The sequence below is a fragment of the Mesorhizobium sp. M0227 genome (assembly GCF_040321855.1).
GTDB lineage: Bacteria > Pseudomonadota > Alphaproteobacteria > Rhizobiales > Rhizobiaceae > Mesorhizobium.
Map to the genome: position 1 here is coordinate 558,167 of NZ_JAMYSJ010000001.1, position 24,663 is coordinate 582,829.

Below are 24,663 nucleotides of genomic sequence, written 5' to 3' on the forward strand. Positions count from 1 at the left end.
GCGGCCGGAAAGCGATATTTTTTGATAGGGGTCATCGAAATTTTCGATGCAAGGGGCGAGGCATGGACACTGAAAATCTGCGCAGCTTTCTCGAAGTTGCCACCCATGGCAGCTTCACCGTCGCGGCCAGCCGGCTCAATCTCGCCCAGTCCACCGTCAGCGCACGGATCAGAGGGCTGGAGGAACAGTTGGGGCGCCGGCTGTTCGTGCGCGATCGCGATGGTGTCACGCTGACGCCGGCCGGCCGGCAGTTCCTGCCGCATGCCTCGTCGATCACCCGCACCTGGGAGCAATCGCGGCAGGACATTGCCGTTCCCCATGGCTACGAGACCTTGCTGCGGCTGACCGCGCCGGCCTATCTGTGGGACCGCATCACCTCGCCATGGGTCGAGTGGATGCGCACTAGGCGGCCGAACGTGGCGCTGCGGCTGGAGGGCAGCTTTCCGGACTCGGCGATCGACCAGCTGGCGGAAGGCCTGCTCGACATCTGCATCCTCTATCTTCCGCGACCGCATCCCGGCATCGTCTACGAGACGCTGGCCGTCGATCAGGTCGTGCTTGTCCAGCATGCTGCGCAGACCAAGCCGTGGACCGAAAACTACATTCTGATGGACTGGGGACTGGAATTCCGCATCGAGCACGACCGCGCCTTTGCCAGCATGGTCAAGCCGGCCATATCGGCCGGGCTGGTCTTCATCGGCCTCCAGCATGTCCTGTCGCAGCAAGCCGCCGCCTATCTGCCGCTCAGCGCCGTCAGCGGCCATATCGAGCGCGGTGAGATGCGGCGCATCGACAACACACCGGTATTCCAGCGGCCGATCTACCTCGCCTATCCCTCGAATCCCGTGTCTTCGGATGTCCTGGATGTCGCTTTGACTGGGCTTCGCACGCTGGCCAGAGACTGGGCCGAAGGGCAGGGCTTTTCAGAAGGGGATCGTTCCCTGAGCATGGCAGGCCAGATCTGACTACCAAGCCACGGAAGCGCAGCGCTATGCCGGCTCGGTTGCGACCGCCCGCTGCAACCTGGCCAGTTCGGCGTAGGGGATGTGGCAGCGGATCGAATGTCCAGGCTGGGCCTCGCTGAGCGGCGGCTCCTGCTGTTCGCAGATCGGGCCGATCTTTCGCGGGCAGCGCGTGTGGAACACGCAGCCCGAGGGCGGGTTGGTGGCGCTGGGGATTTCGCCGTCGAGACGAATGCGTGCCGTCTCGGTCTGGTCGAGTTTGGGCACGGCCGACAGCAGCGCTTCGGTATAGGGGTGATGCGGCCCGGAAAAGACGTCTTCCGACGGTCCGAGTTCCATGATGCGGCCGAGATAGAGCACGGCGATCTTGTCGGAGAGGTAACGAACCACGGCAAGGTCGTGCGAGATGAAGATGTAGCTGACGTCTTCCTTCGACTGCAGGTCGGCGAGCAGATTGAGGATGGCCGCCTGCACCGACACGTCGAGGGCCGAGGTCGGCTCGTCGCAGACGACGATGCGCGGATCGCCGGCGAAGGCGCGCGCGATGGCGACGCGCTGCTTCAGGCCGCCGGAGAGCTGGCGCGGCTTGACGGCAAGATGCCGGTCGGTGAGCCGCACCGAGCGGACGAGGTCGTTGAGGCGGACCTCTAGTGCCTTGCCGCTCAAACCCGCCAGCCGCTTCAGCGCGCGGCCGATCAGGTGGCGGATCGAATGCGAACGATTGAGCGCCGAATCCGGATTCTGGAAGACGATCTGCATCGCCTTGATCTGGTCGTCGCTGCGGTTCTCCAGCCTGGGCGCCAGGGCCTTGCCCTCAAGCTCGATGGTGCCGCCTGCGTCTGGCGGCACCAGGCCGAGCAGCAGCCTGGCAAAGGTCGTCTTGCCGCTGCCGGACTCGCCGACCAGCCCGAGCGTCTCGCCGGGTCTGAGATCAAGCGAGACGTCCTTGACGGCGCGCAGTGCATGGCCGTGGCTGGCATAGGTCTTGTTCAGCCCGGCGACGCGCAGCACCGGTGCTGCTGCCACCTTTGGCGCCGGCGCCACATCGCTCGGTGTCGCACGCGGCAACGCTTGCGCCTTGTCGTGATAGTGGCAGCGTGACAAGCGCCTCCCGCGTTCGTCACTCAGATCATAGAGCGGCGGCAATTCGGTGCGGCAACGGTCGTCGGCGAGCGCGCAGCGGTCGGCGAAGGCGCAGCCCTTGATGTCGGCCCCGATGCCGGGCAGAAACCCCGGAATGGTGTCGAGGCGGCCCTGATCCTTGCGCTGGCCACCGCGCGGCAGGCAGCGCAGCAGCGCCACCGTGTAGGGATGGCGCGGATCGTTGAACACGACCTCCGTCGGCCCTTCCTCGACCAGCATGCCGGCATAGAGCACGCCAACCCGGTCGCACATGTTGGAAACGACCGCGAGGTTGTGGCTGATGAACAGGATAGAGGCCGACAGTTCCTGCCTGAGCTGTGCGATCAGGTCGAGCACTTCGGCCTCCACCGTCGCATCGAGGCCGGTGGTCGGCTCGTCGAGGATCAGCATCGACGGATCGTTGGCCAGCGCCATGGCAATCGCCACGCGTTGCTGCATGCCGCCGGAAAGCTGGTGCGGGTAGCGCTGCATGACGCTGACGGGGTCGGAGATGCGCACGCGGTTCAGCATCGCAATCGCCCGGTCGGTGGCCGCTTGTCCCGAAATGCCGCCGAGTTCAAAAATCTCGGTCAGCTGACGGCCGACGCGGATCGACGGATTCAGCGCCTTGCCCGGGTCCTGATAGACCATGGAGACGCTTTCCGCGCGCGCCCGCCTGAGCGCCTCGGCGTCCAGCTTCATCACATTCTGGCCATCGAGGGAGATGGCGCCGCCGGTGATGGAACCGTTTCTAGGAAGATAACGCACGACAGTGAGCGCCACTGTCGACTTGCCGCAACCGGATTCGCCGACCAACCCATAGGCTTCGCCCTGGCCGATGGTGAGGCTGAGGTTGCGCAGAACGGCGCGATTGCGGCCGGCGACGCGGTAGGCAACCGAAAGATCGGTGAGTTCGAGTGCGTTTCCGGCCTTGGCGGAGTTAGTCATTGAGCGCTCCGTGAACGCCGTCGGCCGCCAGATTGACGCCGATCACCAGCGAAGCGATGGCGAGCGCATCGAACAGCACCGTCCACCAGAAGCCGCCGCCGATCATGCCGTAATTGTTGGAGATCGACAGCCCCCAGTCGGGCGAGGGCGGCTGGATGCCAAAGCCCATGAAGGAGAGCGTGGCGACGGCGAAAATGGCATAGCCGAGCCGCACGGTGGTTTCGACCAGGATCGGCGGGATGACGTTGGGCAGGATCTCGACGAACATCGTATGCAGCGCACTTTCATGCCGAAGCTGTGCGGCGGCGACATAGTCGAGTTCGCGCTCGGCCAGCACCGCCGAGCGCACGGTGCGCGCGATGATCGGCGCGAAGCTCAGGCCGATGACGACGATGACGGTCGTCTTCGAGGTGCCGAGCGCAACGATGGCCAGCAGCGCGACGATGACCACCGGGATCGCCATGAAGGCTTCCAGGATGCGGCTGACGACATCGTCGACGAGACCGCGAAAATAGCCGGTAAGGAGGCCGAGCGCCGTGCCGGCCACTGTCGCCAGCAAGGTTGCCAGCGGTGCGACGGTCAGGATGTCGCGCGAACCGACGATGACGCGCGAGAAGACGTCGCGGCCGATCTGGTCGGTGCCGAACCAGTGTTCGGAAGAGGGCGGCGCCAGCGCGTTGATGATGTCGTCCGCAAGTGGATCATAAGGTGCGAAATGCTCGCCGAACAGCGCACAGGCAACCCAGAACAGCACGATGGCGAAACCAACAAGGAATGTTCGGGAGCGCAACAGCGAGAAAAAGACCTCCGCCAGCGGGCCGCGCCGGCGCGTGTCGTCTGGTGTCGGAGAGCTGGTTTGGACGGCGCTCATTGATCTGACCCCAGACGGATACGCGGATTGAGCACGGAATAGAGGAAGTCGGCGACAAGGGTGGCCACGGCATAGACAATGCCGATGGTGAGGATGCCCGACTCCAGCATCGGGAAATCCTTGCCGCGCGCGGCGGTGAAGATCAGCGACCCGATTCCCTGATAGCGAAACAGCGTTTCGATGACGACAAGGCCGCCGATGAGGTAGCCGGTCTGCGTCGCGATGACAGTGATGGTCGGCAGCAGCGCGTTGCGCAGCACATGCCGCCAGATCACCGTGCGCCAGGGCAGGCCCTTCAGCACGGCCGTTCGAGTGTAGTCGGAATCGAGCGCCTCGATCATGCCGGAGCGTGCCATGCGGGCGATGTAGCCGAACAGCACCAGGAACAGCGGCAGCGAGGGCAGGATCAGGTAATAGAGCTGCGTGAAGAAGCCGGCATCGCGCGGCCATGCGGCCGAGATCGGCAGCCAGCGCAGCCACACGCCGAAGATCAGGATCAGGATGATGCCGGTGACGAATTCCGGCAGCACCGTCACCGACAGGCCGCCAAGGCTGATGATGCGATCGAGCGGCCGGTTGAGGTTGAGCGCTGCAATGACGCCGCCGAGAATGCCGATCGGCACCACCAGAACGAAGGCGACCGCCGCCAGCTTCATCGAATTGCCGAGCGCATCGATGACGAAAGGCGCGACCGGCGAGCGGAAGATGTAGGACGTGCCCATGTCGCCCTGGACGAAATTGGAGATCCAGCTCCAATACTGCGCCAGCAGCGGACGATCGACACCGAGCGTGTGATTGAGCGTGTCGACCGCGCGCTGGTCTGCGAACGGACCCAATATTGCGCGCCCGACATTGCCGGGCAGCACCTGGCCGCCCAGGAACACCATGATGCTGAGCAGGAACAGCGTGACGAGCGACAGCGAGACACGCCGGACAAGGAAGGAGAGAATGGCTAGGACTCCTTGTGGAGCCAGCCCCCATGCGGGAGCTGGCTGTTAGAGGATTGGCTTTTCCTTTCCGCTCAGGCCTTCGATGCCTTATCGAGGAACAGCTGCGACATGGCGGTCGGCTGTACGCCGGCCACGCCCTTCGCCGTCGCCGTCAGATAGTCGTAGAAATAGCCGAAGATGACAGGCGTTTCCTCGAGCAGCAGCTTCTGGATCTTGCCGGCGTCGGCCTTCTGCGCCTCGAGGTCAAGGGCCGCGATGTAGCTGGTCGCCAGCGCATCATAGTCCTTGTTCTTGAAGTGTGCCGCGTTCCAGGTGCCTTCACTCTTCAGCGGTGCCGCGAGATAGACATTCGGCACGCCGCGGTGACCATAGTCGGTGATGCCCATCACCGAATCCAGCCAGTTCGACTTGCCGAACACCGCGTCTCCGTAATAGCCGCTCTGGTCGAGGATATTGAGGTCGAGTTGAACACCGATCTCCTTGACCCAGTTCTGGATGAGCTGGGCGTATTCAGGGATTTCTAGGTAGCGTTCGGTGGTCAGGGTTATCTTGAAGCCCTGGCCAAAGCCGGCTGCTTCCATGAGCTGCTTGGCCTGGGCGATATCCTGCTTGCGTTGCGGCACGCTCGTATCGGTCGAAGGATAGACGGCGGCGAATGGGCTGTCATTGCCCAGAGCGGAGCGTCCCTTCATGAGGCCGGCGGCCAGCTTGTCGCGATCGAGGCAGAGCGCAATGGCACGGCGCACGCGCGCATCCTTCAACGGGCCCTCGTCGCAGCGCATGTGCAGTTGCTGATGGGCTGACGACTTCAAGCTGATGATGTCGACGTTGGGATCGTTGAGCAGAGCGACGCCGGCCAGCACCGGCATCTGGTTGATGATGTCGACCTGGCCGCCCTGCAGCGCCAGGATCTGCGGCTGCATGTCGGTGAAGAAGGTGAACTCGGTGCGTTCCGGCAGCGCCTTCGGCCCCCAATAGTCCTCGTTGCGGACGAAGGACGCACCGACCTTTGCCGTGTATTTCTCTATTCTGAACGGCCCGGTGCCGTCGAAGCTCTTTTCATAGTCGCCCTTGTAGCTCGCCGGGATGATGACGGCGTTATAGTTGTCGGACGACAGCATGTAGGGGAAGTTGCCGTTCGGCGCATCGAGGTGGAATTCCACCGTGTAGTCGTCGACCTTCTTCGAGGCGCCCTTCTGCAGGATGCCGGTGAACACCGACAGCGCATTGGACGAATTGGCCGGATCGGCAAGGCGGTCGATGCTGGCCACGACATCGTCGGCTTTCATCTCGCCGCCGCTGTGGAATTTTACGCCTTTGCGCAGCTTGAAGGTCCAAACGGTGCCATTGTCGTTCGGCTTCCAGCTTTCGGCCAAGGCCGGCTGAAGAACGAGGTCAGGGCCGTCGACGCAAAGGAATTCGGCAACCTGCTGCATGACCAGCAGGCCGCCTGCGTCAGCGATGGTGACCGGGTCGATTGTCGCTGCCGGCACGCTGCTGGCGACGCGGATGGTGGCGCCGGGCGCGCCTTGGGCGCGCGCCAGCGACGGCATGCCGCTGAGGCCGGCTGCCATGCCGATACGGCCCAGCAGCGGCAGCGACAGGCCGAGCAGGCTGCCGTGACGGACGAAGTCGCGGCGGCTGACACGACCGTCGACAAGGCCGTCGATCAGGTGATTTTCAAGCGGCGTGCGATTGCGCCGGATCAGGTCGAGAATGGTGTAGTTCTTGCTCATGGGTTTTTACCCTTTCCCCTATTTCTTATGGTTGACGAAATTTCGTGGATTGCTCCATTTCGGATCGCCAGAGAGGCCTGTCGATCGGAATCTTAGCATGCGGTTTTGCCCGGTATCTAGTCGTGGCACGGACGCGCCGGATTGCTGGCTGCACTGCTTCCATCGTCTTTGTCCAACCTTCCCGGCCGAAGTCGCGGTGGTTGGCTTCTCGTGCCTGGCCGTCGGTCTTGCCGTCATCTAGTTCAGCGGCAAACGGCGATAGGTTCCGGGCTTTGCCGGGTCATGATACTTGTTGCACGGTCCTTTCTCGGTAAAGTCTCTGTGACAGGCAGCGAGGTTTTCGCGCGATAAGGTGACGCCGAGACCGGGACCTTCCGGAACGCGCACGAAATTGTTTCTCGGCGAAAACGGCCCTTCCTCGGTGACATCCATCGGCAGCATGCGAAACAGCGACTGGTTAGGCTCCCTGATCCAGCCTAGTGCCGCGCACAGGTGCAGATAGGCGGCACTGCCGATGCCGCTGTCACCGCTGTAGCACCAGAAATCGATGCCGGCATGCTCGCAGGCGCCGACGAAGCGCAACAGCCGGCCTATGCCGCCATGCGTCGTCGGGTTGCCGACGAAGGCGTCCGGCACCTTGGTTTCCATGGCGCGCGCAATGTCGATGTTGTGGGTCGAAAACGGGATCGAGCAATGGCGCCGCAATTCGCGCATCTCCTCGATCGTCGCCACCGGATCCTCCCAGTTGCGCACGCCGAGGTCTTCCAGCGACCGCGCTAGGCGACGCGCGGTGCTGAGCGAATAGGCCTGGTTGGAATCGATGCGGATCATCGCATCGTCGCCGAGTTTCTTGCGGATCAGCTCGACCATCCTGAGCGAGATTTTCGGATCTTCGGTCGAGAACTTGCCTTCGAAGAAGGTCGTTCCATGCGTCTCGTGCAATTCGACGCAATAGTCGGCGACTTCCTCCGGCGTCGTCTCGCCCTTCACCTTTGGCCCGTCACCGCGCAGCGAAAAATAGTCGGTGAACGGGATGTCCTTGCGCACGGCGCCGCCGAGCAACTGGTAGAGCGGCTGGTTCCACGCCTTCCCGCGCAGGTCCCACAAAGCCATCTCGATGGCGCCGAAAGCCATGATGCGGGTGCGGTCGTTGATCGACTGCACGCCGGTCCAGAAGGGCAGGCAGACATGCTCGGCGCCGGCGATGTCGAAGGCATCGCGCCCGACCAGCCATGGCGCCAGGACATCGTTGATGATCGCGGCCGCCGCCGGCGTCGGCGCTTCGCCGAGGCCAATCAAGCCATCCTCCGTCTCGACTTCGACGATGGTCGGCGAAAATCCGTCGAGTTCGCCGAACACCCAGGCATAGGGCGCCTCGAGGCGCAAATTGATCGGCGTGGCTTTGATGCTGCGGATTTTCATCTCAGCGGCCGACTTCGAAGAAAGGCTTGCCCAGCAGATCGGGAACGACGTCGATACCGAGGCCCGGTCCGTCCGGAATGCCCATGCGGCTACCGGTGACCGGCGGCATGTTCGACGCCGTGCGCACCGTCACCCATTCATGGAAGGCGATGGCGTGCAGCCGGCGCTCCTCGGGCGTCGACAGCGACAGGTGTGCCATCGCAGCGGTGTCGATCTCGGCGCCACCAGTGTCCTCGACCGTGATCATGAAACCCAAATCGACGGCAACATCGCGGATCTGACGGGTCTTGGTCACGCCGCCCAGCCGCGAGATCTTCAGCGTTAGCCCGTCGGCCGCGCCCTGGCGGTGGATTTCCAGCATCGCCTCGAGCGAGGTGACGGATTCGTCGAGCACCATCGGTTTGTCGAGCATGCGGCGAACCGACATGTTCTCGTCGATCGTCGTGCAGGGCTGCTCGAACGTGTAGTCGATGGCGCGCGTGGCGTCGGCGAACTGGCGCGCCTGATAGGGCGTCCAGCCGGCATTGGCGTCGCAGAAGATGACCGTGCCTTTCGGCACCGAGGCGGCGACCGCGGTGACACGCTCGATGTCGTCATGCACATTGCCGCCGACCTTGACCTGCAGCCGGTGGAAGCCGTCTTTGACGATCCGCTTGGCCAGCGCGGCCATGGCGTCGACGCTGCCATGGGTGACGACCTTGTAGAGTTCGGCCGTCTCGCTCTCCTTGCCGCCCAGCAGCGTTACCAGCGGCACGTCGGCGGCTCGTGCCGCCAGATCCCAGCAGGCCATGTCGAGCGCTGACTTGATGTAGGGATGGCCCTTGAACACCGTATCCATCAGCCGCCCGATGCTTGCCAGCCCGCGCGGATCGTGGCCGATAAGGTGCGGCGCGATTTCGGGCACGCCGGCGCGGGTGCCGGCCGGGAAGGCTGCCGAATAGAAATTGCCGAGCGGCGCCATCTCGCCCCAGCCGGTGAGGCCGCTGTCTGAGGTGATCGACACGATCACCGCGTCGAATGCGTCGGCTTCGCGCCCCTTCGACATGCGGTATGGCCCGTCCACGAAGGGCTGCACGACGTGGTAGGCCTTGATGGTTTCGATCTGCACGTGTCTTGTCCGCTGTCTGTGAGTTGGGAACGGGTCAGGCGCCCCTCGACGGGCGTTGTTCGAGGCCGCGCGCGTAGGCAAGCAACTCCTCGAAATCGAGATCGATGTGCTCCCTGGCATGGCGCTGGGCTGCACGCATGTCCTTGCCCTTCAGCAACCGCACATAGGTTTCGTGAACGTCTTCGGCCGGCACCGGCTCATTGCGGGCATGCTGGTGGAGCGCAAAATACATCTGCAACCGGCTGGTCAGCCGCTGCCAGGTTTCCAGCAGCACCGAATTGTCGGCCCATTCGTAGATCAGGCCATGCAGTTGCAGCGCGGTTTCGATTTGGCGTGTCGTGTCCAACGCACGGGTCGCCTGCTTCACGGCTTCGTGGCGCCGGTCGAGCTCATCGAAGAAGCGCTGGTCGCGCAGCGGCCACGCCCGCTCGATGGCCAGCTCGTCCATCACTTTGTTGAACGAATAGGCATCATCGATGTCCTTGGCCGTGACCTCGATGACGAACGTGCCGGCATAGGGGATGCTGGTCAGGATGCCTTCCTGCACCAGCTCGCGCATTGCCTCGCGCAACGGCGCGCGGCTGACCCGCATCTGTTCGGAAATCCGCAGCTCGTTGAGCTTCTGGCCGGGTGCGAGCTGCCCGGTCAGGATCGCGCGCCGCAACAGCGCGACGATCTCGGCGCGTCGCGTCGTGTCCGCAATCGGACTGAAATCCGCTTTCGCCATTCGGCCGCTCCCAGGGAAATCGAAAGCAAGACAAGCAGATTGTCGACAATCTAACAAGAGGTCATCTTCGGATTCTTGGGGCCGCTGGCATATTGCCTCTTCGGTCTCAGGCGGCGCGGCCGTAGAAGCCGACGCGCTCCTCGGCGCTAAACATCACGCCGGGCTTCTCATAGTAGGAAAACACCGCGATCATGCGCTCTCGCTCGCCTTCGACGGTGGTGACGCGATGCGCGGTGTTCTTGCCGCGGAAGACATTGAGTGTGCCCGGTTTCAAGCACAGGATCTTGGAATCGGGGTCGCGCCCTTCCAGCAGCCTTGCGACGCCGTCATAGTTGGGATTGTCGTCCGACCTCAGATCGGTGCGGTATTCGAGGTCGCCGCCACGCTCCGCTGCCTGCAACAACAGCGTCGTCGTGAATTCGGAACGATCGAAATGCCAGTTCAAAGCCTCGCCGGCGCGATAGGCCATGACGTTGGTACGGGCCAGGGGATCCTGCATGACATGCAATCTGGGCTTGCCCATCGTCGCTGCCAGGAAGCGCAGTAGCGGTTCGTATTCGTAGATGGCGAGCACGACACTGCCAGGAATCTGGTCGGCACAGACGGTGTGACTGATGGTCTCCACCTTGCGCAGCGCCGGATGGTCGGGTGCAAGCTCGGGAATGTCAGGCTTGAAGTAGATGTTGTGCATGCGCTTGTGCGCATGCGAGCGCGCGGCCATCACCGGCTGGATTTCGCGCACGGCTTGTTCCGCCACGCCGGGGCGCAAAAACCCTTCCAGATTGAACATGCCGTCGGCTTCGAGCGCGGCGACGGATTGTTCGACAAGGCGCTGCCATTCGGCGCTGCCTTCGCGGTCGAGCGGATAGCGGTTGAGATCGAGGATGTCTTTCATCGTCATGGCTCCGAAGGTTGTGAGCTTATGAGACGGCAAAAAAATCTTTCTCTCAACGTCGAAAATAGTTAGGATTGGCCAAGAAAAACTTACGGACTCGATGTGGAACGGTTGCCGCCGCTGAATGCGATCAAGGCTTTCGAGGTTGCGGCGCGTGCCGGCAGCTTCACTTTGGCCGCCTCTGAACTCGGCGTATCGTCGGCGGCGGTCAGCCAGCAGATCCGCAACCTCGAGAGCTGGTTCGGCAAGCAGCTGTTTGTGCGTAGCGGCAATCGCATCGCGCTCACCGACGCCGGCCACGCCATCTATCCGCAGACAGCGAAAGCTTTGGGAGACATCGCCACCATAGGCCAGCGCATGCTGGAGGGCGGGGTGCGGACGCGTCTGGTCGTCAGTGTGCCATTCTCGTTGGCCGAACTGTGGCTGGCGCCGAGGCTGGCGGTACTTCTCGATGCCTTTCCGCAGATGGCGATCGACGTTCGGGTCGAGGACGATCCGGTCGACCTGATGCGCCAGAACATCGATCTGCGCATCAGCTATGGCGACTATCACTATCCCGGGCTGAAACTTGTTCGTCTCGTCCATGACGATGTCCTGCCGGTCTGTGCACCGGAATTCTGGCACCGGCACGGCAATGGCGATCCCAGTCTGGCGGATTTGCACGAGAGCCAGTTCATCCACACCAATTGGGGGCCGAACTATGCCTCGCACCCGACCTGGGCGGACTGGTTCGCGGCATCCGGCGGCAGTCGCTCGCCCGACCCGTCGCACGGGCGGCGCGTCGGCCTGTCCAGCCTGGCGATCGCCTCGGCAAGACTGGGTCTGGGCATCGCCCTTGGCCAGCGGGTCATGGCGCGCGCCGATCTGGAGGCCGGTCGGCTGATTGCGCTCTCCTCCGTCTCGGTGCGCCTCGGGCATCCCTACTGTGCGTTTATGCCGCCGGCCAAGGCCGACCGCGCCGATGTTGCCGGTCTGGTGGAACTGCTCAGTCGAGCGGCGCCCGCGACCTGTGGGAAGGTCGGGGCGCCGCGCTGAAGCCGGGTCCTGACGGGGGTGTTCAGGTGGCCGGCTTTTCCGGTATCGGCGATACAGGCGCTCCGGGTCCGATCTTCTGCAGATTGCCCGTGATCACCTGGTCGCCCTCGGCGACGCCGCTGAGGATGGCGACCTGATCGCCGCTCGTCGGTCCTAGCGAAACCAGCCGCTGGTCGACGGTGTTGCCCTTGCCGACGACATAGAGATATTTGCCGAGCTGGCTCGAGCCCAGCGCCGTCTGCGGCACCATCAGCGCGTCGGCCTGCTCTCTCACATGCAGCCGGACACGAACATATTGGCCCGGCAGCAGCGTGAACTTGCCATTGCCGATCGTCGCGCGCGCGGTGATGGTGCCGGTCGAGCGGTCGATCGAATTGTCGATGAAGGTAAGCTCACCCTTTTGGCTGGCCTCGGTCTGGCCGGGGAGCAGGACCTCCACTTCGATCGGGCCGTTGGCACGGGCTTGCTCGATCTCGGCCAGATCCGTCTCGCTCGGGTTGAAGGTGACGTAGATCGGGTCGAGCTGCACCAGCGTGTTGAGCACGGTACCGGCAACGCTGACCAGCGTTCCGACCGAGGCCTGGTTGCGGCCCAGGCGCCCGCCAAACGGCGCGCGGATTTCGGCATAGCCCAGATTGAGCTCTGCCGTGCGGACCGCCGCCTGGTTGACCGCCAGCGACGCCTGCGCTTCGCGCAAGGTGCTGGTGCGCTGGTCGAACCCGTCCTTGGCGAGGTAGCCGCTCTTGGCGAGCTCGGTGCCGCGACCGAGATTGGACCGGGCATAGTCGAGCGTCGCCGTGTCGCGCTGCACTTGCGCCTTGGCCTGGTCGAGAGCCGCCTGGAAGTCGTCAGGCGAGATCTTGTAGAGAAGGTCGCCTTGCCGGACATCGACACCGTCGTCGGCGGCCTGCTCCTGCAGATAGCCTGGAATCCTGGCCTGCAAGGTGATGCTGCGGATCGGTTCCGTCCGCGCGGCGTAGTCCAGGTAGATCGGGATCGTCTTCTTGACGACGCTGACCACCGGCACCGGCATGACGAATGCCGCCGGAGCAGGCGTCGCTGCGGCCGTGCCGGCATTGAGGCTGAGATTGCCCATGTCGAGCAGGTGGACGCTGGCCACCGAGATCGCTCCCAGTGCGACGGCCGTTCCCAACGCGATTTTCCATTTACGCATGATCAGTCTCCAATCTTATTCGGCCGCTTCCGCCAGGGGCGGGATAGCGTGCTCAGTCGTTGGTTCATTGTCTTGAGAGGCGGGCTCGTCACTGCCGCGGCGTTCGCGCAGCTGCTCGATGACCGCGTAGAACACCGGCACGAACACCAGCGACAGGATGGTCGCCGCGACCATGCCGCCGAACACGGTGGTGCCGATCGACTGCCGGCTTGCCGCACCGGCGCCGGTCGCAAACATCAGCGGCAGCACGCCGAGGATGAAGGCGAAGGCCGTCATCAGGATCGGCCGCAGCCTGAGCCGTGCCGCCTCCATCGCCGCGTCGACGATGCTGAGGCCTTCTTCGCGCCGTCGCCTTGCGAACTCGACGATCAGGATCGCGTTCTTGGCCGCCAGGCCGATCAGCATGACGAAGCCGATCTGCGAGTAGACGTCAATCTGCATGCCACGCAGCAACAAGGCCACGAAGGCGCCGAACAGGGCCAGTGGCACCGCCAACAGCACCATGAACGGCATCGCCCAGCTCTCATACTGCATCGCCAGGATCAGGAAGACGAAGACGATGGCGAGGCCGAAGACGACGGACGCGATCGATCCTGCCTTGAGCTCCTGGAAGGTGATGCCGGTCCATTCGAAACCGAAATCCCTTGGCAGCGCAATGGCGGCGGCCCGTTCCATCGCGGCAACCGCCTGGCCTGAGGAAAAGCCGGGTGCGGCACCGCCATTGATCGAGGCCGAGGCATTGTTGTTGTAATGCGGCACGGTCTCCGGGCCGACGAAGGGCACGAGTTTGCCCAGCGTCGAGAGCGGCACCATGCCGCCGGAGGCATTGCGTACATAGAGCCGCGAAATGTCGGCGGCACCCGCACGTGCATCCTTGTCGGCCTGGATGGTCACCCGGAAGGTGCGGCCGAACAGGTTGAAGTCGTTGACGTAGAGCGAGCCGAGATAGATCTGCAGCGTGTTGAAGACATCGGGCAGGTTGAGGCCGAGCAGTTTGGCCTTGCTGCGGTCGAGGTCGTAGTTGAACTGCGGCGTCGAGGTCGAGAACGGCGAGAACAGCTGCTGCGGGTTGATTTCCGGCTGCTTGCGCGCCTCGGCGATCACGGCTTGCGTCGCATCGTTGAGGGCTGAACTGCCGCGGCCGGTCAGATCCTCGACGACGAATTCGAAGCCGCCTGTGGTGCCGATACCCGGGATAGACGGCGGATCGAAGCTCAGCGCGAAAGCTTTCGGGATCTGCATCAGCTTGCCGCGCACATCGGCGACGAGCTTCGACGCGCTCTGGTCGGGGCCGCGCTCCTCCCAGGGCTTCAGGATGGCGAATTCGACCGCCGAATTCGACTGCGCCGCACTGGTCAGGAAATTCAGGCCGCTGATCGAGCCGACAATCTCGACGCCGGGCGTCGCCTGCAGGATGTCGCGCGCCTTCTGCGCCACCGCGTCGGTGCGTTCCAGCGACGCGCCGTCGGGCAACTGGATGACGACGAAGAAATAGCCCTGGTCCTCGACCGGAAGGAAGGTCGAGGGCAGCCGCTGCCAGACGAAGTAGGTGGCGACCAGGCCGGCCGCGAACAGGCCGAGCATGATCCAGCGCAAGCGGATGAGAATGCGTACGCCATTGGCGTAGGCGTGCGATAGCCTGTCGAAGCCGGCATTGAACCAGCGGAACGGGGCGAACTGCGTCTCGCCGCGATGGCGCAGGAAGGCCGCACTGAGCGCGGGACTGAGCGTCAATGAGTTGAAGGCGGAGATGCCGACGGAGATCGCCACGGTCAGCGCGAACTGGTTGTAGAGCTTGCCGGAGACGCCGGGAATGAAGGCGACCGGCACGAACACCGCCATTAGCACCGCGGTGGTGGCGATGATCGGTCCGGTGACCTCGCGCATTGCGGCCTTGGTCGCCGCAAGCGGCTTGAGCCCGGCCTCCAGCTGTCGTTCGACATTCTCAACCACGACGATGGCGTCGTCGACGACGAGGCCGATCGCCAGCACCATGCCGAGCAGGGAGAGCATGTTGAGCGAGAAGCCGAGCATCTCCATGACGACCAGCGTCGCCACCAGCGACACCGGAATGGCGATGGTCGGGATGATCGTCGTGCGCCAGCTTTGCAGGAAGAGGAACACCACGGCGACGACCAGCACCAGCGCTTCGCCGAGCGTGATCAGCACGTCATGCATCGATGCCGAGACGAAGCGCGTCGTGTCGTAGTGCATCGCATAGGACACGCCCTTCGGGAAGCGGCCCGACAGCTCCTGCATCTTGTCCTTGACGCGCTGCTGCAGATCGAGCGCGTTGGAGCCGGGCATCTGGTAGACGGCAAGCACCACGGTCGGGTCCTTGCCGAAGAAGGCCGACGACGAATATTGCAGCGCGCCGAGCTCGATGCGGGCGACGTCGCGCAGCCTGACCAGCGAGCCGGTGTCGGTATTGGCGCGCACGACGATGTCGCCGAATTCCTTTGGATCGCTCAACCGGCCGACGGCGTTGACCTGCATCTCGAAGGCGGTGCCGGCCGGGGCCGGCGATTGGCCAATCTTGCCGGCCGCCACCTGGACATTCTGCTCGGCGATGGCGTTCTGCACATCGACGGCGGTGATGCCGAGATTGGCGAGCTTGTCGGGATCGAGCCAGACGCGCATCGAATAGCGCCGCTCGCCGAAGATCTGCACATCGCCGACGCCGGGCAGCCGCTTCAGCGGATCGACCACCTGCAGATAGGCAAGGTTGCTCAGTGCCACCGGATCGACCGAACTGTCGGGCGAGGTCAGGTTGACGATGAGGACGAAGTTCGGATTCTGCTTCTTGATCGTCACGCCGCCCTGGTTGACGATCGCCGGCAGCGACGAAGCCGCCTGCGAGACGCGGTTCTGCACGTCGACGGCGGCGGTGCTCAGCGAATAGCCGACATCGAAGGTGATGGTGATGGTCGAGGAGCCGTCATTGGAGCTCGTCGACGACATGTAGGTCATGCCCTGCACGCCGTTGATCTGCTGCTCCAGCGGCGTCGTCACCGTATCGGCCACCACTTGTGCGCTGGCGCCTGGATAGTGGGCGCTGACCACGACCTGCGGTGGCGTGATGTCGGGAAACTGCGAGACGGGCAGCAGGAAATAACAAATCGACCCGGCGAGCACCATGATGATGGCGATCGCCGAGGCGAAGATCGGACGGTGGATGAAAAAGTTTACCACGAGACGCAAGCCTCCCCGGCTGCTCTTGCCCGCCCGAAGGCGCTGGCGACGCTGGACAGTGTTTGACCGCGCTTGTCACCGAGGTCGTCCCGCGAATGCAGCAACGGCACCTCGTTGCGCTGCGCATCGGCAAGCGAGCGCAGCATCGTCTCGAAGGCGCGCGGGTCGACGCCATCGGCTTTCATGACCAGCCGGATCATCGGATCCCGGACGGCCTCATCTATGGTAAGATCGCGGCGCTGTGGCATTGGCCGGCTCCTTGTCTGTCGATTCGCAGCCCATGCTCGCGAACCGTTTTTAATCTCTTCACCGGCCGAGGCCGCATGATTGGCAGTTTCTCGCCCCTCTCGTCTGGCAGGGCCGTTCACGGCCTTGTTATTGACGGTGGACGATATAGGTGTTACCAGTAAGTAACATTCAGGAAGTTACAGACCGGTAACACCCTAGTCAAGAGGTGGCCGAGGGTTTTTTGGAAACGAAAGGAGATCATGATGACAGACGGCATCGTGGAGCGCTCTCGTCCCCGGGATCGGATCCTGGAGACGGCACGCGACATGTTCCACAAGCATGGCATCAAGGGCGTCGGCGTCGACGCCATCACCGAAGCTGCCGGCACGAACAAGATGACGCTCTATCGTCACTTCGAATCCAAGGACGAACTGATCGTCGAATGCCTGCGCGCCAATGCGGCCAAGGCCGGCGCTATGTGGGATGCGTTCGATGCCGAATTTCCTGGTGACAAGCTTGCCCAGCTGCATGCCTGGGTTCGCAAGGCGGCTGCCATGCTCAATGCGGACGGGCGCGGCTGCGACATGGCCAACGCCGCCGCTGAACTGACCGAGCCGGACCATCCGGCCAGGCTGGTGATCAAGGAACTCAAAGAAGCCCAGCGCGAGCGCCTTGTGACGCTATGTCGGGACGCGGGCATCGGCCAGGCTGAACTGCTCGCCGATACGCTGTCGCTTCTGCTCGAGGGTGCGCGGGTTAGTGTACAGACCGTGGGTTCGGAAGGTCCGAGCACGCAGTTCGTGCGCATGGCTGAAGGATTGATCGCTTCTTTCCGGGGCGCCGCCGCCGGTTGACGGGACCCGTGGCCTGTCAACGTGCGTCATTCCATCTGCGATGACTGGGCGTGCTTTGGTGTCGCTGTACCGCCATTCCTGCCGGTCAAACGAAAAAAGCCCGCTGCCGGGAGGAGGTGGCAGCGGGCTCGATTTTCGAATGTGGCGCGGGAGGAGGTGCACCCCATTCAGCGTCGGCATCGCATCTGGGAGGAGTAGATGGCCGACAACCAGAACCTACGAGTTGCCCAACGATTCGGCAACAAAGAAACTTGCATAGCTGCTGTGCAGATTTGCCGTGCCAATTATCGTACAAATCCGGAAACCCGGTTTAGCCAAGCCATTTCGCATTACTGCACGGGGACGTTTTCCCTGAAGATCAAGCGCGGTTCGATGAACTTGCGCGTCAGATAGGGTGCCGAGGAGGCAATCGAGCCGAGCAGGCGAATGACCGACTGTTCCGCGATCAGCCTGGCATTCTGGTCGATGACGACATCGAGCAGGTCGTCGACGAGATGACCACGCGTGTCCTTGGTCAAGTCGTGGCAGATGAACACCGGCTTGCGGTTCGGCCTGGCCTCGCGGATCGCCTTTGCAACGCCCGAATGCCCAGCTCCGACGCAATAGATGCCGAGCAGCTCCGGCTCGTCGTGCAGCGCCTTCATGGTCTCGGTGTAGCTGGCATCGGGCTCGTCGTTGACCTCGACGGCGCTGCTGACGGTCAGATTGGGAAACTCCTCACTGAGCACCGAGCGGAAACCCATTTCGCGTTCCTCGTGGCCGCGATAGGAACGTGAGCCGACGACCATCGCCAGATGACCGATTCGGCCGCCAAGGAAGCGTCCCATCAGCAGCGCCGCCGTTCGTCCCGCCACCCGGTTGTCGATGCCGACATAGGCCGCGCGCGGTGCCGCCGGAACATCGGACACCAGCGTCACCAGGCGCATGCCGGCATCGACGATGTCGTGCAGGATGTTGCGCGTACGCGGATGATCGACGGCGATGACACCGACGCCATTGGCCCTGAGCGAAAGGTTTTCGACAGCGCTCTGCAGCGCGTTCGGCGAGATACCGGCGAGGTTATGGATCCGGCACGAGGCAACAAGCGGCAGGCGCGCGGCGTAGTCCTCGATGTGCCCGGCGAGATCGCGCATGAAGGCATTGCTGCCGATCGGCAGCAGGAATTCAAGGTGGGCGGGCCGCGAGGGTAGCGTCACCTGATCGGCGACCGGCAGATAGCCGACTTGCTTGGCCGCCTCCATGACGCGCTGGCGGTTGGCCGCACTCGCACCCGGCCGGTTGTTGAGCACCCGGTCGACCGTTGCGGTCGATAGCCCGCAGCTACGAGCGATATCGGAGACAGTGGCTTTCATGCCGTAACCCACAGCCCGCAGCTACGAGCGATATCGGAGACAGTGGCTTTCATGCCGTAACCCACAGCCCGCAGTTGCGTGCGGTATCCGAGACTGTGGCTTTCATGCTGCAATCCTGTTCGCCATGCGATGGCGCGTCAGACAAGCGATGCGATCTGAGGTGACGGGTGATTGCCGCCCATCACCATTCTCAGTGCGATGGCTTGCCATCGGCGATGGCATCGCGGATCTCCTTGTCCGACATGCCGGTAATGATCCGTTCGACCTCCGCCACGCTGGTCTTCTTGGGGTCTATGTCGTCAGCAACCACCTTGCCCCGGCGCATGACGACGATGCGGTCGACCACCTGGAAGACATGGTGGATGTTGTGGGCGATGAAAATGCAGGAATGGCCGGAATCGCGGGCGCTGCGCACGAAGCTCAGCACACCCTGTGTTTCGGCGACGCCGAGATTGTTGGTCGGCTCGTCGAGAATGATCAGGTCGCTGTCGAAATGCATGGCGCGCGCGATCGCCACCGCCTGGCGCTCGCCGCCGGAGAGCGAGCCGATCGGCGTCGTCGGCGGGATGTTCTTCGAGATGCCGACCTGCTTGAGCAAGTCGCGGGCAACCGTGTTCATCGCGTCCTGGTCCATCCGGTTGAGAAAGCGCGGCGACTTGATCGGCTCGCGTCCGAGGAACAGATTGCGGGCGATCGACAGTTGCGTGACCAGCGCCGAGTCCTGGTAGATGGTCTCGATGCCGTGGGCGATGGCGTCGCTGGTGCTGCGCAGGCTCACCTTGTTGCCGCGGATGAAGATGTCGCCGCTGGTCAGCGGAACGGCACCCGAGAGCACCTTGATCAGCGTCGACTTGCCGGCGCCATTGTCGCCGAGCAAGCCGACGATCTCCCGTTCATTGACGTGGAAATTGGCATCCTCCAGCGCCTGCACGCGGCCGTAGGACTTGCGGATGTTCGTCATGCGGATCAGTGGCTCGGCCATGGTTCAAGTCCCTGCCTGATGCCGGCGTTCCAGCCATGAATGCAGCGCCATCATGCCAAGGATGATGGCGCCGATGAAGATGTTGTAGGCAAGACCGGGCACGCCGATCAGCACGATGCCGTTGCGCATCACGCGCAGGATCAGGATGCCGAGCACGGTGCCGATGATCGTGCCGCGCCCGCCGGTTAGCGCGGTACCGCCGATCACCACCATGGCGATAACTTCCAGTTCATAGCCGGTGCCGCTGTTGGGGTTGGCCGCCGAGGTGCGCAGCGACGAGATGACGCCGGCAAGCGAAGCCATGACCGACGACAGCACGAACAGGCCGATCTTGACGCCGCTGACATTGACGCCGCGCGCCCTTGCAGCACTCGGGTTGCCGCCGGCCGCCTGGATCCAGTTGCCGGTGCGGCTTTGCGTCAGCACATAGCCGAGCGCGATCGCCGCGGCGATGAACCAGAACAGCGACATGTAGATGCGGAACGGTCCGATGAAGAAATCGCCGACCAGCGCTTCGGCCAGCCAGCTGCCCTCCGCACTCCAGGTGCGCTGCGGAAAACCGTCGGTGACGAAAAGGGCGGTGCCGCGCACCACAAGCAGCATGCCGAGCGTCACCAGGAAGGATGGGATCTTGAGCTGCGTCACGAACCAGCCATTGACCAGCCCGATGATGGCGGCGACCAGCAGCGCGGCGACAAAGCCGACCTCAAGGGAGGTCAGCCCGCTGTTGAACAGGGTCCACATCAAGACCGGCGAGAAGCCGAACAGGGAACCGACCGAGAGGTCGAACTCGCCCGACGTCATCAACAGCGTCATCGCCAGCGCGATCAGGCCGAGCTCGACCGTGAAGGCCAGCGTATTGGAGATATTCTGCGGCGACAGGAAGTCGTGGTTGAAACTCCAGAAAACGGCGATCTCGACGACGAGCAGCACGAAAGGGCCGAATTCCGGCCGTGCGATCAGGCGTTGGACGAGCGAATGATTTTCCACAGGCAATCCGCGACATGAGTGGAAGGCTGAGCGTTGCACATCGCGTGCGAAGGGCTCGGCGAAATGGAGAGCCAGTCGCGACCGTTGGGCGGCCGCGACTGTTGAGATTGGATGTTACTTGCCGGACAGGATGTCGTCGTAGATCTGCGCGGTGTCTTTTTCGTAGAGCGCGCCGGTGATGACGTTGAAGCCCGGAGGAATGCCGCCGGCGGCCATATTGGCCAGCGAAAGCGCGACATAGCTGGTCGCCTGCGGGTCCTGCCACTGGCCGGCATTGACATAGCCGTTCAGCACTTCCTGGGTGGTGTCGAGCGAGTTGCCCCAGCCGACAACCGGGATTTCGCCCGGCTTGATGCCGACCTGGTCGAACACCCGCTTGATCGAGCCGGTGACGAGATCGCCCAGGCCGATGATCGCCTTGACCTTGGCTTTGTTGGCAGTGAGGTAGTCGACCATGCGGTTGATCACTTCAGCCTGGTCGAGCGTCGCTTCGGTGATTTCATAGGTGATGCCGAGCGGCTCGAAGACGCTCTTGATGCCTTCCTCTTCCTGCACGCCATAGGTGGCGCCGGGGATCTCGACCGGCATCCAGACGAAGTCGCCCTTCTTCACCAGGCCTTTGTCGACCAGATACTGCGCCCAGTGTTTGCCGAAGGTGACATTGTCGCCGCCGACATAGGCGTTGAAGTCGGCTTTCGGGTCGGGCGTGTTGAAATTGATGATCGGCACTTTCGCCGCCCGCGCTTCCTTGACGATCTCGATCAGGCTGCCCGGATCAGGGCTCGTGGTGACGATACCATCGGCCTTGGCGGAGAGGGCGGCGCGAACCGCTTCTTGCTGTGAGGCGACGTCGCCATTGTGGAACGAGGTGTTGACCGTGTTGCCGGTATCCTTGGCCCATTGCTTGGCGCCGGCCAGGAAGTAGGTCCAGACCGGATCGGCCGGGCCGCCATGCGAAATCCAGTAGAACGTCTTGGCCTGTGCCGCTGCTGGTATCACCATCAGCGCCACCAACAGGCCGTATAGAACAAGTCTTAGCCGTGTCAGCATTTGATTTCCTCCCGTTGTAGATGGTCAGTTCAAAATCCGTCCCTTGTTCAGCATCTTTTGCCAGCGCCGGTTGAATGCGTCAGAGCATCCCCTTTTTCGACGGATGGCAAGCCTCCATTTGCAGGTGTAGTGGGCGCCTGACGGGTCGTCATCAGCTGCCCCATCAGATTGCATCAGTTGAGGTGATTTTCCGACTGTCGGATAATTGGTGGGATTGTTTCGGGTCGCGCGAACGCGGCCTGCGTCGACAAGGGTCACGCCGGCGATCATCCTACGCCCACGGGACCAGGTCCGTAGCGCCCTGGCAGGGCGTCGACGATACCAGTTGCTAGATCAGATCGGCTCTGGCTAGCTCCCGCATCAGATGGCTGGCGCCATAGGTCCAGTGCGGGCAGTCGGGCGAGAGCCGCACCCGGTTGACCAGCGCACCGAATTTCTCCGACGAGATGGTGACGATGTCGCCGACCTTGTGAGTAAACCCCTTGCCCTTCTCGCCTCGATCCTTGGACGGAACGAACATGGTGCCGAGATAAAGCGCCAGCCCGTCCGGATACTGGTGGTGCGGCCCCATGGCCGCGGCGACCAGTTCCTCCGGCGAGCGGCTGATCTCGGCCATCGAGCTTGCGCCCTCCAACGAGAACCCGTCCTCGCCCTCGACTTTCAGGCGCACGACGGCGCGCTTGACGTCATCGATGGAGAATTTGTCGTCGAACAGGCGGATGAAGGGACCGAGCGAGGCCGAGGCATTGTTGTCCTTGGCCTTGCCGAGCAGCAGCGCCGAACGCCCTTCGACGTCGCGCAGATTGACGTCGTTGCCGATGGTGGCGCCGACGATCCTGCCGCTGGAGGCGGCGATCATGGCGATCTCGGGTTCCGGATTGTTCCAGGTCGACACCGGGTGCAGCCCGACATCGGCGCCGAAGCCCACCGAGGCCATCGGCTGGCACTTGGTGAAGATCTCGGCGTCGGGGCCGATGCCCACTTCCAGATATTGCGACCAGGCGCCGCGCGAAATCAGCTTGGCCTTGATCTCCATCGCTTCGGGCGAACCGGGTTTCAGCTTCGACAGATCGTGGCCGATCAGTCCTGCGATGTCGGCGCGGATGGCGTCGGCTTTTTCAGCCGAACCGCGCGCCTGTTCCTCGATCACCCGTTCCAGCAGGCTGACGACGAAGGTGACGCCCGATGCCTTGACCGCCTGCAGGTCGACCGGGGAGAGCAGGTAGGGTTTTGCTGGATCGCGCCCGGTCTCAAAACTGTTGGCGGCGATGTCATCGAGCGATCCGATCGGTCTGCCCTCGGCCGAGCGGACATGCCCAGCGGGGTCAGCCATCTCGCAAAGGTCTCGCATGGTTGGTGCCGCACGCGAGGTGATGTCGAAGACCGTGCCATCGCGCACCGTGACGACCAGCGGGTATGCGGCATCGCTACCTCTGGCGCGTCCGACAAAAAGGCCCTCGGTGGGCAGGTGGGTCGGGTTCGTCATAGCGCTCTGTCCTCTGAGTGATCGACAATGTGGCGAAGTGATCGTCAATGTGGGCGGCCGGATCGGCGCGGCACTTTCACCGGATTCCCGTCAAAGGTCTATCCCGTCGCAGGCGATCGGAACTCTGGGTCTCCGATCGCCTCGGCGGCAGTCCACAGACGAAAGCCGGAGTGCTCTTTCAAAAATGTGAAATTCTGACTAGGATTTTCACCAATCGCAGCGCATTCAGGTGACCCTTGGCGACAGCATTCTCCGATCCGATCTGGCTCAAGCCACAGGCAGCTTCCACGTTTCAATCGCTTCCCAATGGCGAACGTGTCGATCTCGCCATTGTTGGCGGTGGCATCATGGGCTTATCGACCGCCTTGCATGCCGCCCGGCTTGGCCTGTCGGTGCAGGTGCTGGACGCCGGCGAGATCGGCCAGGGCGCATCAGGCTTGAATGGCGGTCAGGTCATTCCCGGCCTGAAATACGATCCGGAATGGCTGCTGGAGCATTTTGGCCTTGAGCGCGGCGAGGCGCTTGTCAATTTTGCGGCGTCGACCGCCGATGCGGTGTTCGAGCTGATCCGCGACGAGAAGCTGGCGGTGCCGTTCGTTCGCAATGGCTGGATCCAGGCGGCGCACACCGAGGCCGCGCTGAAGGCGGCGGGAAACCGTGACCGGCAATGGCGCGCACGGGGCGCGGATGTCCAGTTGCTGAACGCAGCGGAGATCGCGGCCAAGACCGGTGCGCAGGGCTATCTCGGCGGCTGGCTCGATCGCCGCGCCGGTGTTATCGATCCGCTCGCTTACACATCTGAACTCGCCCGTGTCGCGACCGCGGCTGGCGTGAGGGTAGCCGAGCGCGAAAAGGTCGTGCGGCTCACCAAGACCGCCGGCGTTTGGCGTATTTCGACCGAAAATGGCCTGGAATTGCAGGCAAAGGCGGTCGTTCTGGCGACCAACGCCCATACGGACGGTCTGATCCCCGGCCTTGCGCAGACGATCGTGCCGCTGCATTCTTTTCAGATCGCCACAGCACCGCTGTCGTCCGGTCAGGCGGCCCCGATCCTGCCGGAAGGGCAGGCGGTGTCGGACTCCAGGCGCATCCTCGTCTACTACCGCAAGAGCGCCGACGGCCGGCTGGTGCTTGGCGGGCGGGGTCGCATGGCGCTGCCGACGAGCGCCAGCGACTGGGCGCATCTCGAGCGGGCGCTGCGGCGGCTCTATCCCATGCTGTCCGGCATCGCCATCGAGAAGCGCTGGTTCGGCCGCGTGGCGATGACGCCGGACCATCTGCCGCACATCCACGAGCCGGAGCAGGGCCTGCTCGCCGTGGTCGGCTGCCAGGGTCGTGGTGTCGGCCTGATGACCGCTCTTGGCGAGCGCATCGCCGGCTATCTCCAAAGTGGCGACGCCAGGCATTTGCCCTTCCCGGTCTCGCCGATCCGACCGATCCCGTTTCACGCCTTCCGCCAAGTCGGCGTCGCCGCGACCATCGCCTGGTACCGGCTGCTCGATGCGTTGGAGCGCTGACCAAAGCAATTCCTGTCAATGGGTTTCCGTTTGGGATTCCGCTTGACAGTTTCATGGATATG

General features: G+C 63.4%; 20 protein-coding genes. 4 read left to right on the forward strand and 16 right to left on the reverse strand.

All coding sequences use genetic code 11. The features are described from left to right. Window positions 1-62 precede the first annotated feature (62 nt). Window positions 63-965, forward strand: a complete 903-nt coding sequence (locus tag NKJ00_RS02455; RefSeq protein ID WP_352628583.1) for a LysR family transcriptional regulator — start codon at window positions 63-65, stop codon at window positions 963-965. Window positions 966-989: 24 nt separating this feature from the next. Here NKJ00_RS02455 and NKJ00_RS02460 read toward each other — a convergent pair whose 3' ends face one another. The 8 genes from NKJ00_RS02460 to NKJ00_RS02495 all read right to left on the reverse strand — a co-directional run bounded on the left by NKJ00_RS02460 (window position 990) and on the right by NKJ00_RS02495 (window position 10,741). Continuing rightward, window positions 990-3,032, reverse strand: coding sequence for a dipeptide ABC transporter ATP-binding protein (locus tag NKJ00_RS02460; RefSeq protein ID WP_352609385.1), 2,043 nt, complete (start codon window positions 3,030-3,032; stop codon window positions 990-992). Then, window positions 3,025-3,903: an ABC transporter permease gene (locus tag NKJ00_RS02465; RefSeq protein WP_352440023.1), complete on the reverse strand. Its 879-nt coding sequence runs from the start codon at window positions 3,901-3,903 to the stop codon at window positions 3,025-3,027. The genes NKJ00_RS02460 and NKJ00_RS02465 overlap by 8 nt, the downstream gene beginning before the upstream one ends. Next, complete coding sequence (locus NKJ00_RS02470) at window positions 3,900-4,853, reverse strand: ABC transporter permease (protein ID WP_352440115.1); 954 nt, start codon at window positions 4,851-4,853, stop codon at window positions 3,900-3,902. The genes NKJ00_RS02465 and NKJ00_RS02470 overlap by 4 nt, the downstream gene beginning before the upstream one ends. 71 nt (window positions 4,854-4,924) lie before the next feature. Beyond that, window positions 4,925-6,589, reverse strand: a complete 1,665-nt coding sequence (locus NKJ00_RS02475; protein WP_352440022.1) for an ABC transporter substrate-binding protein — start codon at window positions 6,587-6,589, stop codon at window positions 4,925-4,927. A gap of 237 nt (window positions 6,590-6,826) precedes the next feature. Then, a complete protein-coding gene (locus tag NKJ00_RS02480) occupies window positions 6,827-8,011 on the reverse strand; it encodes a mandelate racemase/muconate lactonizing enzyme family protein (protein WP_352440021.1) in 1,185 nt (394 codons plus the stop codon). 1 nt (window position 8,012) lies between these two features. Continuing rightward, on the reverse strand, window positions 8,013-9,119 hold the full coding sequence (locus NKJ00_RS02485) for a mandelate racemase/muconate lactonizing enzyme family protein (protein ID WP_352628585.1): 1,107 nt from the start codon (window positions 9,117-9,119) through the stop codon (window positions 8,013-8,015). Window positions 9,120-9,153: 34 nt separating this feature from the next. Next, window positions 9,154-9,846 carry a GntR family transcriptional regulator gene (locus NKJ00_RS02490; protein ID WP_023808713.1) on the reverse strand — a complete coding sequence of 231 codons (693 nt, stop codon included), beginning with the start codon at window positions 9,844-9,846 and terminating at the stop codon, window positions 9,154-9,156. A gap of 106 nt (window positions 9,847-9,952) precedes the next feature. Continuing rightward, window positions 9,953-10,741 (reverse strand): HalD/BesD family halogenase, encoded by a 789-nt coding sequence (locus NKJ00_RS02495; RefSeq protein WP_352628587.1) that lies wholly within the window; start codon window positions 10,739-10,741, stop codon window positions 9,953-9,955. Between the two features lie 102 nt (window positions 10,742-10,843). Between NKJ00_RS02495 and NKJ00_RS02500 the strand changes: the two genes are divergently transcribed. Next, on the forward strand, window positions 10,844-11,776 hold the full coding sequence (locus tag NKJ00_RS02500; RefSeq protein WP_352628589.1) for a LysR substrate-binding domain-containing protein: 933 nt from the start codon (window positions 10,844-10,846) through the stop codon (window positions 11,774-11,776). A 22-nt stretch (window positions 11,777-11,798) separates the two neighbouring features. Here NKJ00_RS02500 and NKJ00_RS02505 read toward each other — a convergent pair whose 3' ends face one another. The 3 genes from NKJ00_RS02505 to NKJ00_RS02515 are packed head-to-tail and all read right to left on the reverse strand — an operon-like array spanning window position 11,799 to window position 16,390. Continuing rightward, on the reverse strand, window positions 11,799-12,950 hold the full coding sequence (locus NKJ00_RS02505; RefSeq protein WP_352440018.1) for an efflux RND transporter periplasmic adaptor subunit: 1,152 nt from the start codon (window positions 12,948-12,950) through the stop codon (window positions 11,799-11,801). A gap of 15 nt (window positions 12,951-12,965) precedes the next feature. Next, window positions 12,966-16,142, reverse strand: a complete 3,177-nt coding sequence (locus tag NKJ00_RS02510) for an efflux RND transporter permease subunit (protein ID WP_352628591.1) — start codon at window positions 16,140-16,142, stop codon at window positions 12,966-12,968. After that, complete coding sequence (locus NKJ00_RS02515; RefSeq protein ID WP_352628593.1) at window positions 16,136-16,390, reverse strand: hypothetical protein; 255 nt, start codon at window positions 16,388-16,390, stop codon at window positions 16,136-16,138. Before NKJ00_RS02515 ends, NKJ00_RS02510 begins: the two co-directional genes overlap by 7 nt. Before the next feature lie 243 nt (window positions 16,391-16,633). Here NKJ00_RS02515 and NKJ00_RS02520 point away from each other — a divergent pair, with 243 nt between their 5' ends. Then, a complete protein-coding gene (locus NKJ00_RS02520; protein ID WP_023808707.1) occupies window positions 16,634-17,224 on the forward strand; it encodes a TetR/AcrR family transcriptional regulator in 591 nt (196 codons plus the stop codon). 329 nt (window positions 17,225-17,553) lie between these two features. Here NKJ00_RS02520 and NKJ00_RS02525 read toward each other — a convergent pair whose 3' ends face one another. From NKJ00_RS02525 to NKJ00_RS02545, 5 genes are all read right to left on the reverse strand, one after another. Beyond that, window positions 17,554-18,576 (reverse strand): LacI family DNA-binding transcriptional regulator, encoded by a 1,023-nt coding sequence (locus NKJ00_RS02525; RefSeq protein ID WP_128302452.1) that lies wholly within the window; start codon window positions 18,574-18,576, stop codon window positions 17,554-17,556. Window positions 18,577-18,766: 190 nt separating this feature from the next. Next, window positions 18,767-19,558, reverse strand: a complete 792-nt coding sequence (locus NKJ00_RS02530) for an ATP-binding cassette domain-containing protein (protein WP_023808705.1) — start codon at window positions 19,556-19,558, stop codon at window positions 18,767-18,769. Between the two features lie 3 nt (window positions 19,559-19,561). Continuing rightward, complete coding sequence (locus NKJ00_RS02535; RefSeq protein WP_128302453.1) at window positions 19,562-20,548, reverse strand: ABC transporter permease; 987 nt, start codon at window positions 20,546-20,548, stop codon at window positions 19,562-19,564. Window positions 20,549-20,662: 114 nt separating this feature from the next. Beyond that, the gene (locus NKJ00_RS02540) at window positions 20,663-21,598 is read right to left on the reverse strand and encodes a substrate-binding domain-containing protein (RefSeq protein ID WP_023808703.1); all 936 of its coding nucleotides are present in this window, start codon (window positions 21,596-21,598) and stop codon (window positions 20,663-20,665) included. 328 nt (window positions 21,599-21,926) lie between these two features. Next, window positions 21,927-23,084 carry a fumarylacetoacetate hydrolase family protein gene (locus NKJ00_RS02545; protein ID WP_023808702.1) on the reverse strand — a complete coding sequence of 386 codons (1,158 nt, stop codon included), beginning with the start codon at window positions 23,082-23,084 and terminating at the stop codon, window positions 21,927-21,929. Between the two features lie 236 nt (window positions 23,085-23,320). Here NKJ00_RS02545 and NKJ00_RS02550 point away from each other — a divergent pair, with 236 nt between their 5' ends. Next, window positions 23,321-24,601 carry an NAD(P)/FAD-dependent oxidoreductase gene (locus tag NKJ00_RS02550; RefSeq protein WP_023808701.1) on the forward strand — a complete coding sequence of 427 codons (1,281 nt, stop codon included), beginning with the start codon at window positions 23,321-23,323 and terminating at the stop codon, window positions 24,599-24,601. Window positions 24,602-24,663: the final 62 nt, after the last annotated feature.

Coding starts and splice junctions, on each gene's coding strand:
- NKJ00_RS02455 (WP_352628583.1), top strand. CDS start 63: ATGGACACTGAAAATCTGCGCAGCTTTCTCGAAGTTGCCACCCATGGC.
- NKJ00_RS02460 (WP_352609385.1), bottom strand. CDS start 3,032: ATGACTAACTCCGCCAAGGCCGGAAACGCACTCGAACTCACCGATCTT.
- NKJ00_RS02465 (WP_352440023.1), bottom strand. CDS start 3,903: ATGAGCGCCGTCCAAACCAGCTCTCCGACACCAGACGACACGCGCCGG.
- NKJ00_RS02475 (WP_352440022.1), bottom strand. CDS start 6,589: ATGAGCAAGAACTACACCATTCTCGACCTGATCCGGCGCAATCGCACG.
- NKJ00_RS02480 (WP_352440021.1), bottom strand. CDS start 8,011: ATGAAAATCCGCAGCATCAAAGCCACGCCGATCAATTTGCGCCTCGAG.
- NKJ00_RS02490 (WP_023808713.1), bottom strand. CDS start 9,846: ATGGCGAAAGCGGATTTCAGTCCGATTGCGGACACGACGCGACGCGCC.
- NKJ00_RS02495 (WP_352628587.1), bottom strand. CDS start 10,741: ATGAAAGACATCCTCGATCTCAACCGCTATCCGCTCGACCGCGAAGGC.
- NKJ00_RS02505 (WP_352440018.1), bottom strand. CDS start 12,950: ATGCGTAAATGGAAAATCGCGTTGGGAACGGCCGTCGCACTGGGAGCG.
- NKJ00_RS02515 (WP_352628593.1), bottom strand. CDS start 16,390: ATGCCACAGCGCCGCGATCTTACCATAGATGAGGCCGTCCGGGATCCG.
- NKJ00_RS02520 (WP_023808707.1), top strand. CDS start 16,634: ATGACAGACGGCATCGTGGAGCGCTCTCGTCCCCGGGATCGGATCCTG.
- NKJ00_RS02525 (WP_128302452.1), bottom strand. CDS start 18,576: ATGAAAGCCACTGTCTCCGATATCGCTCGTAGCTGCGGGCTATCGACC.
- NKJ00_RS02530 (WP_023808705.1), bottom strand. CDS start 19,558: ATGGCCGAGCCACTGATCCGCATGACGAACATCCGCAAGTCCTACGGC.
- NKJ00_RS02540 (WP_023808703.1), bottom strand. CDS start 21,598: ATGCTGACACGGCTAAGACTTGTTCTATACGGCCTGTTGGTGGCGCTG.
- NKJ00_RS02545 (WP_023808702.1), bottom strand. CDS start 23,084: ATGACGAACCCGACCCACCTGCCCACCGAGGGCCTTTTTGTCGGACGC.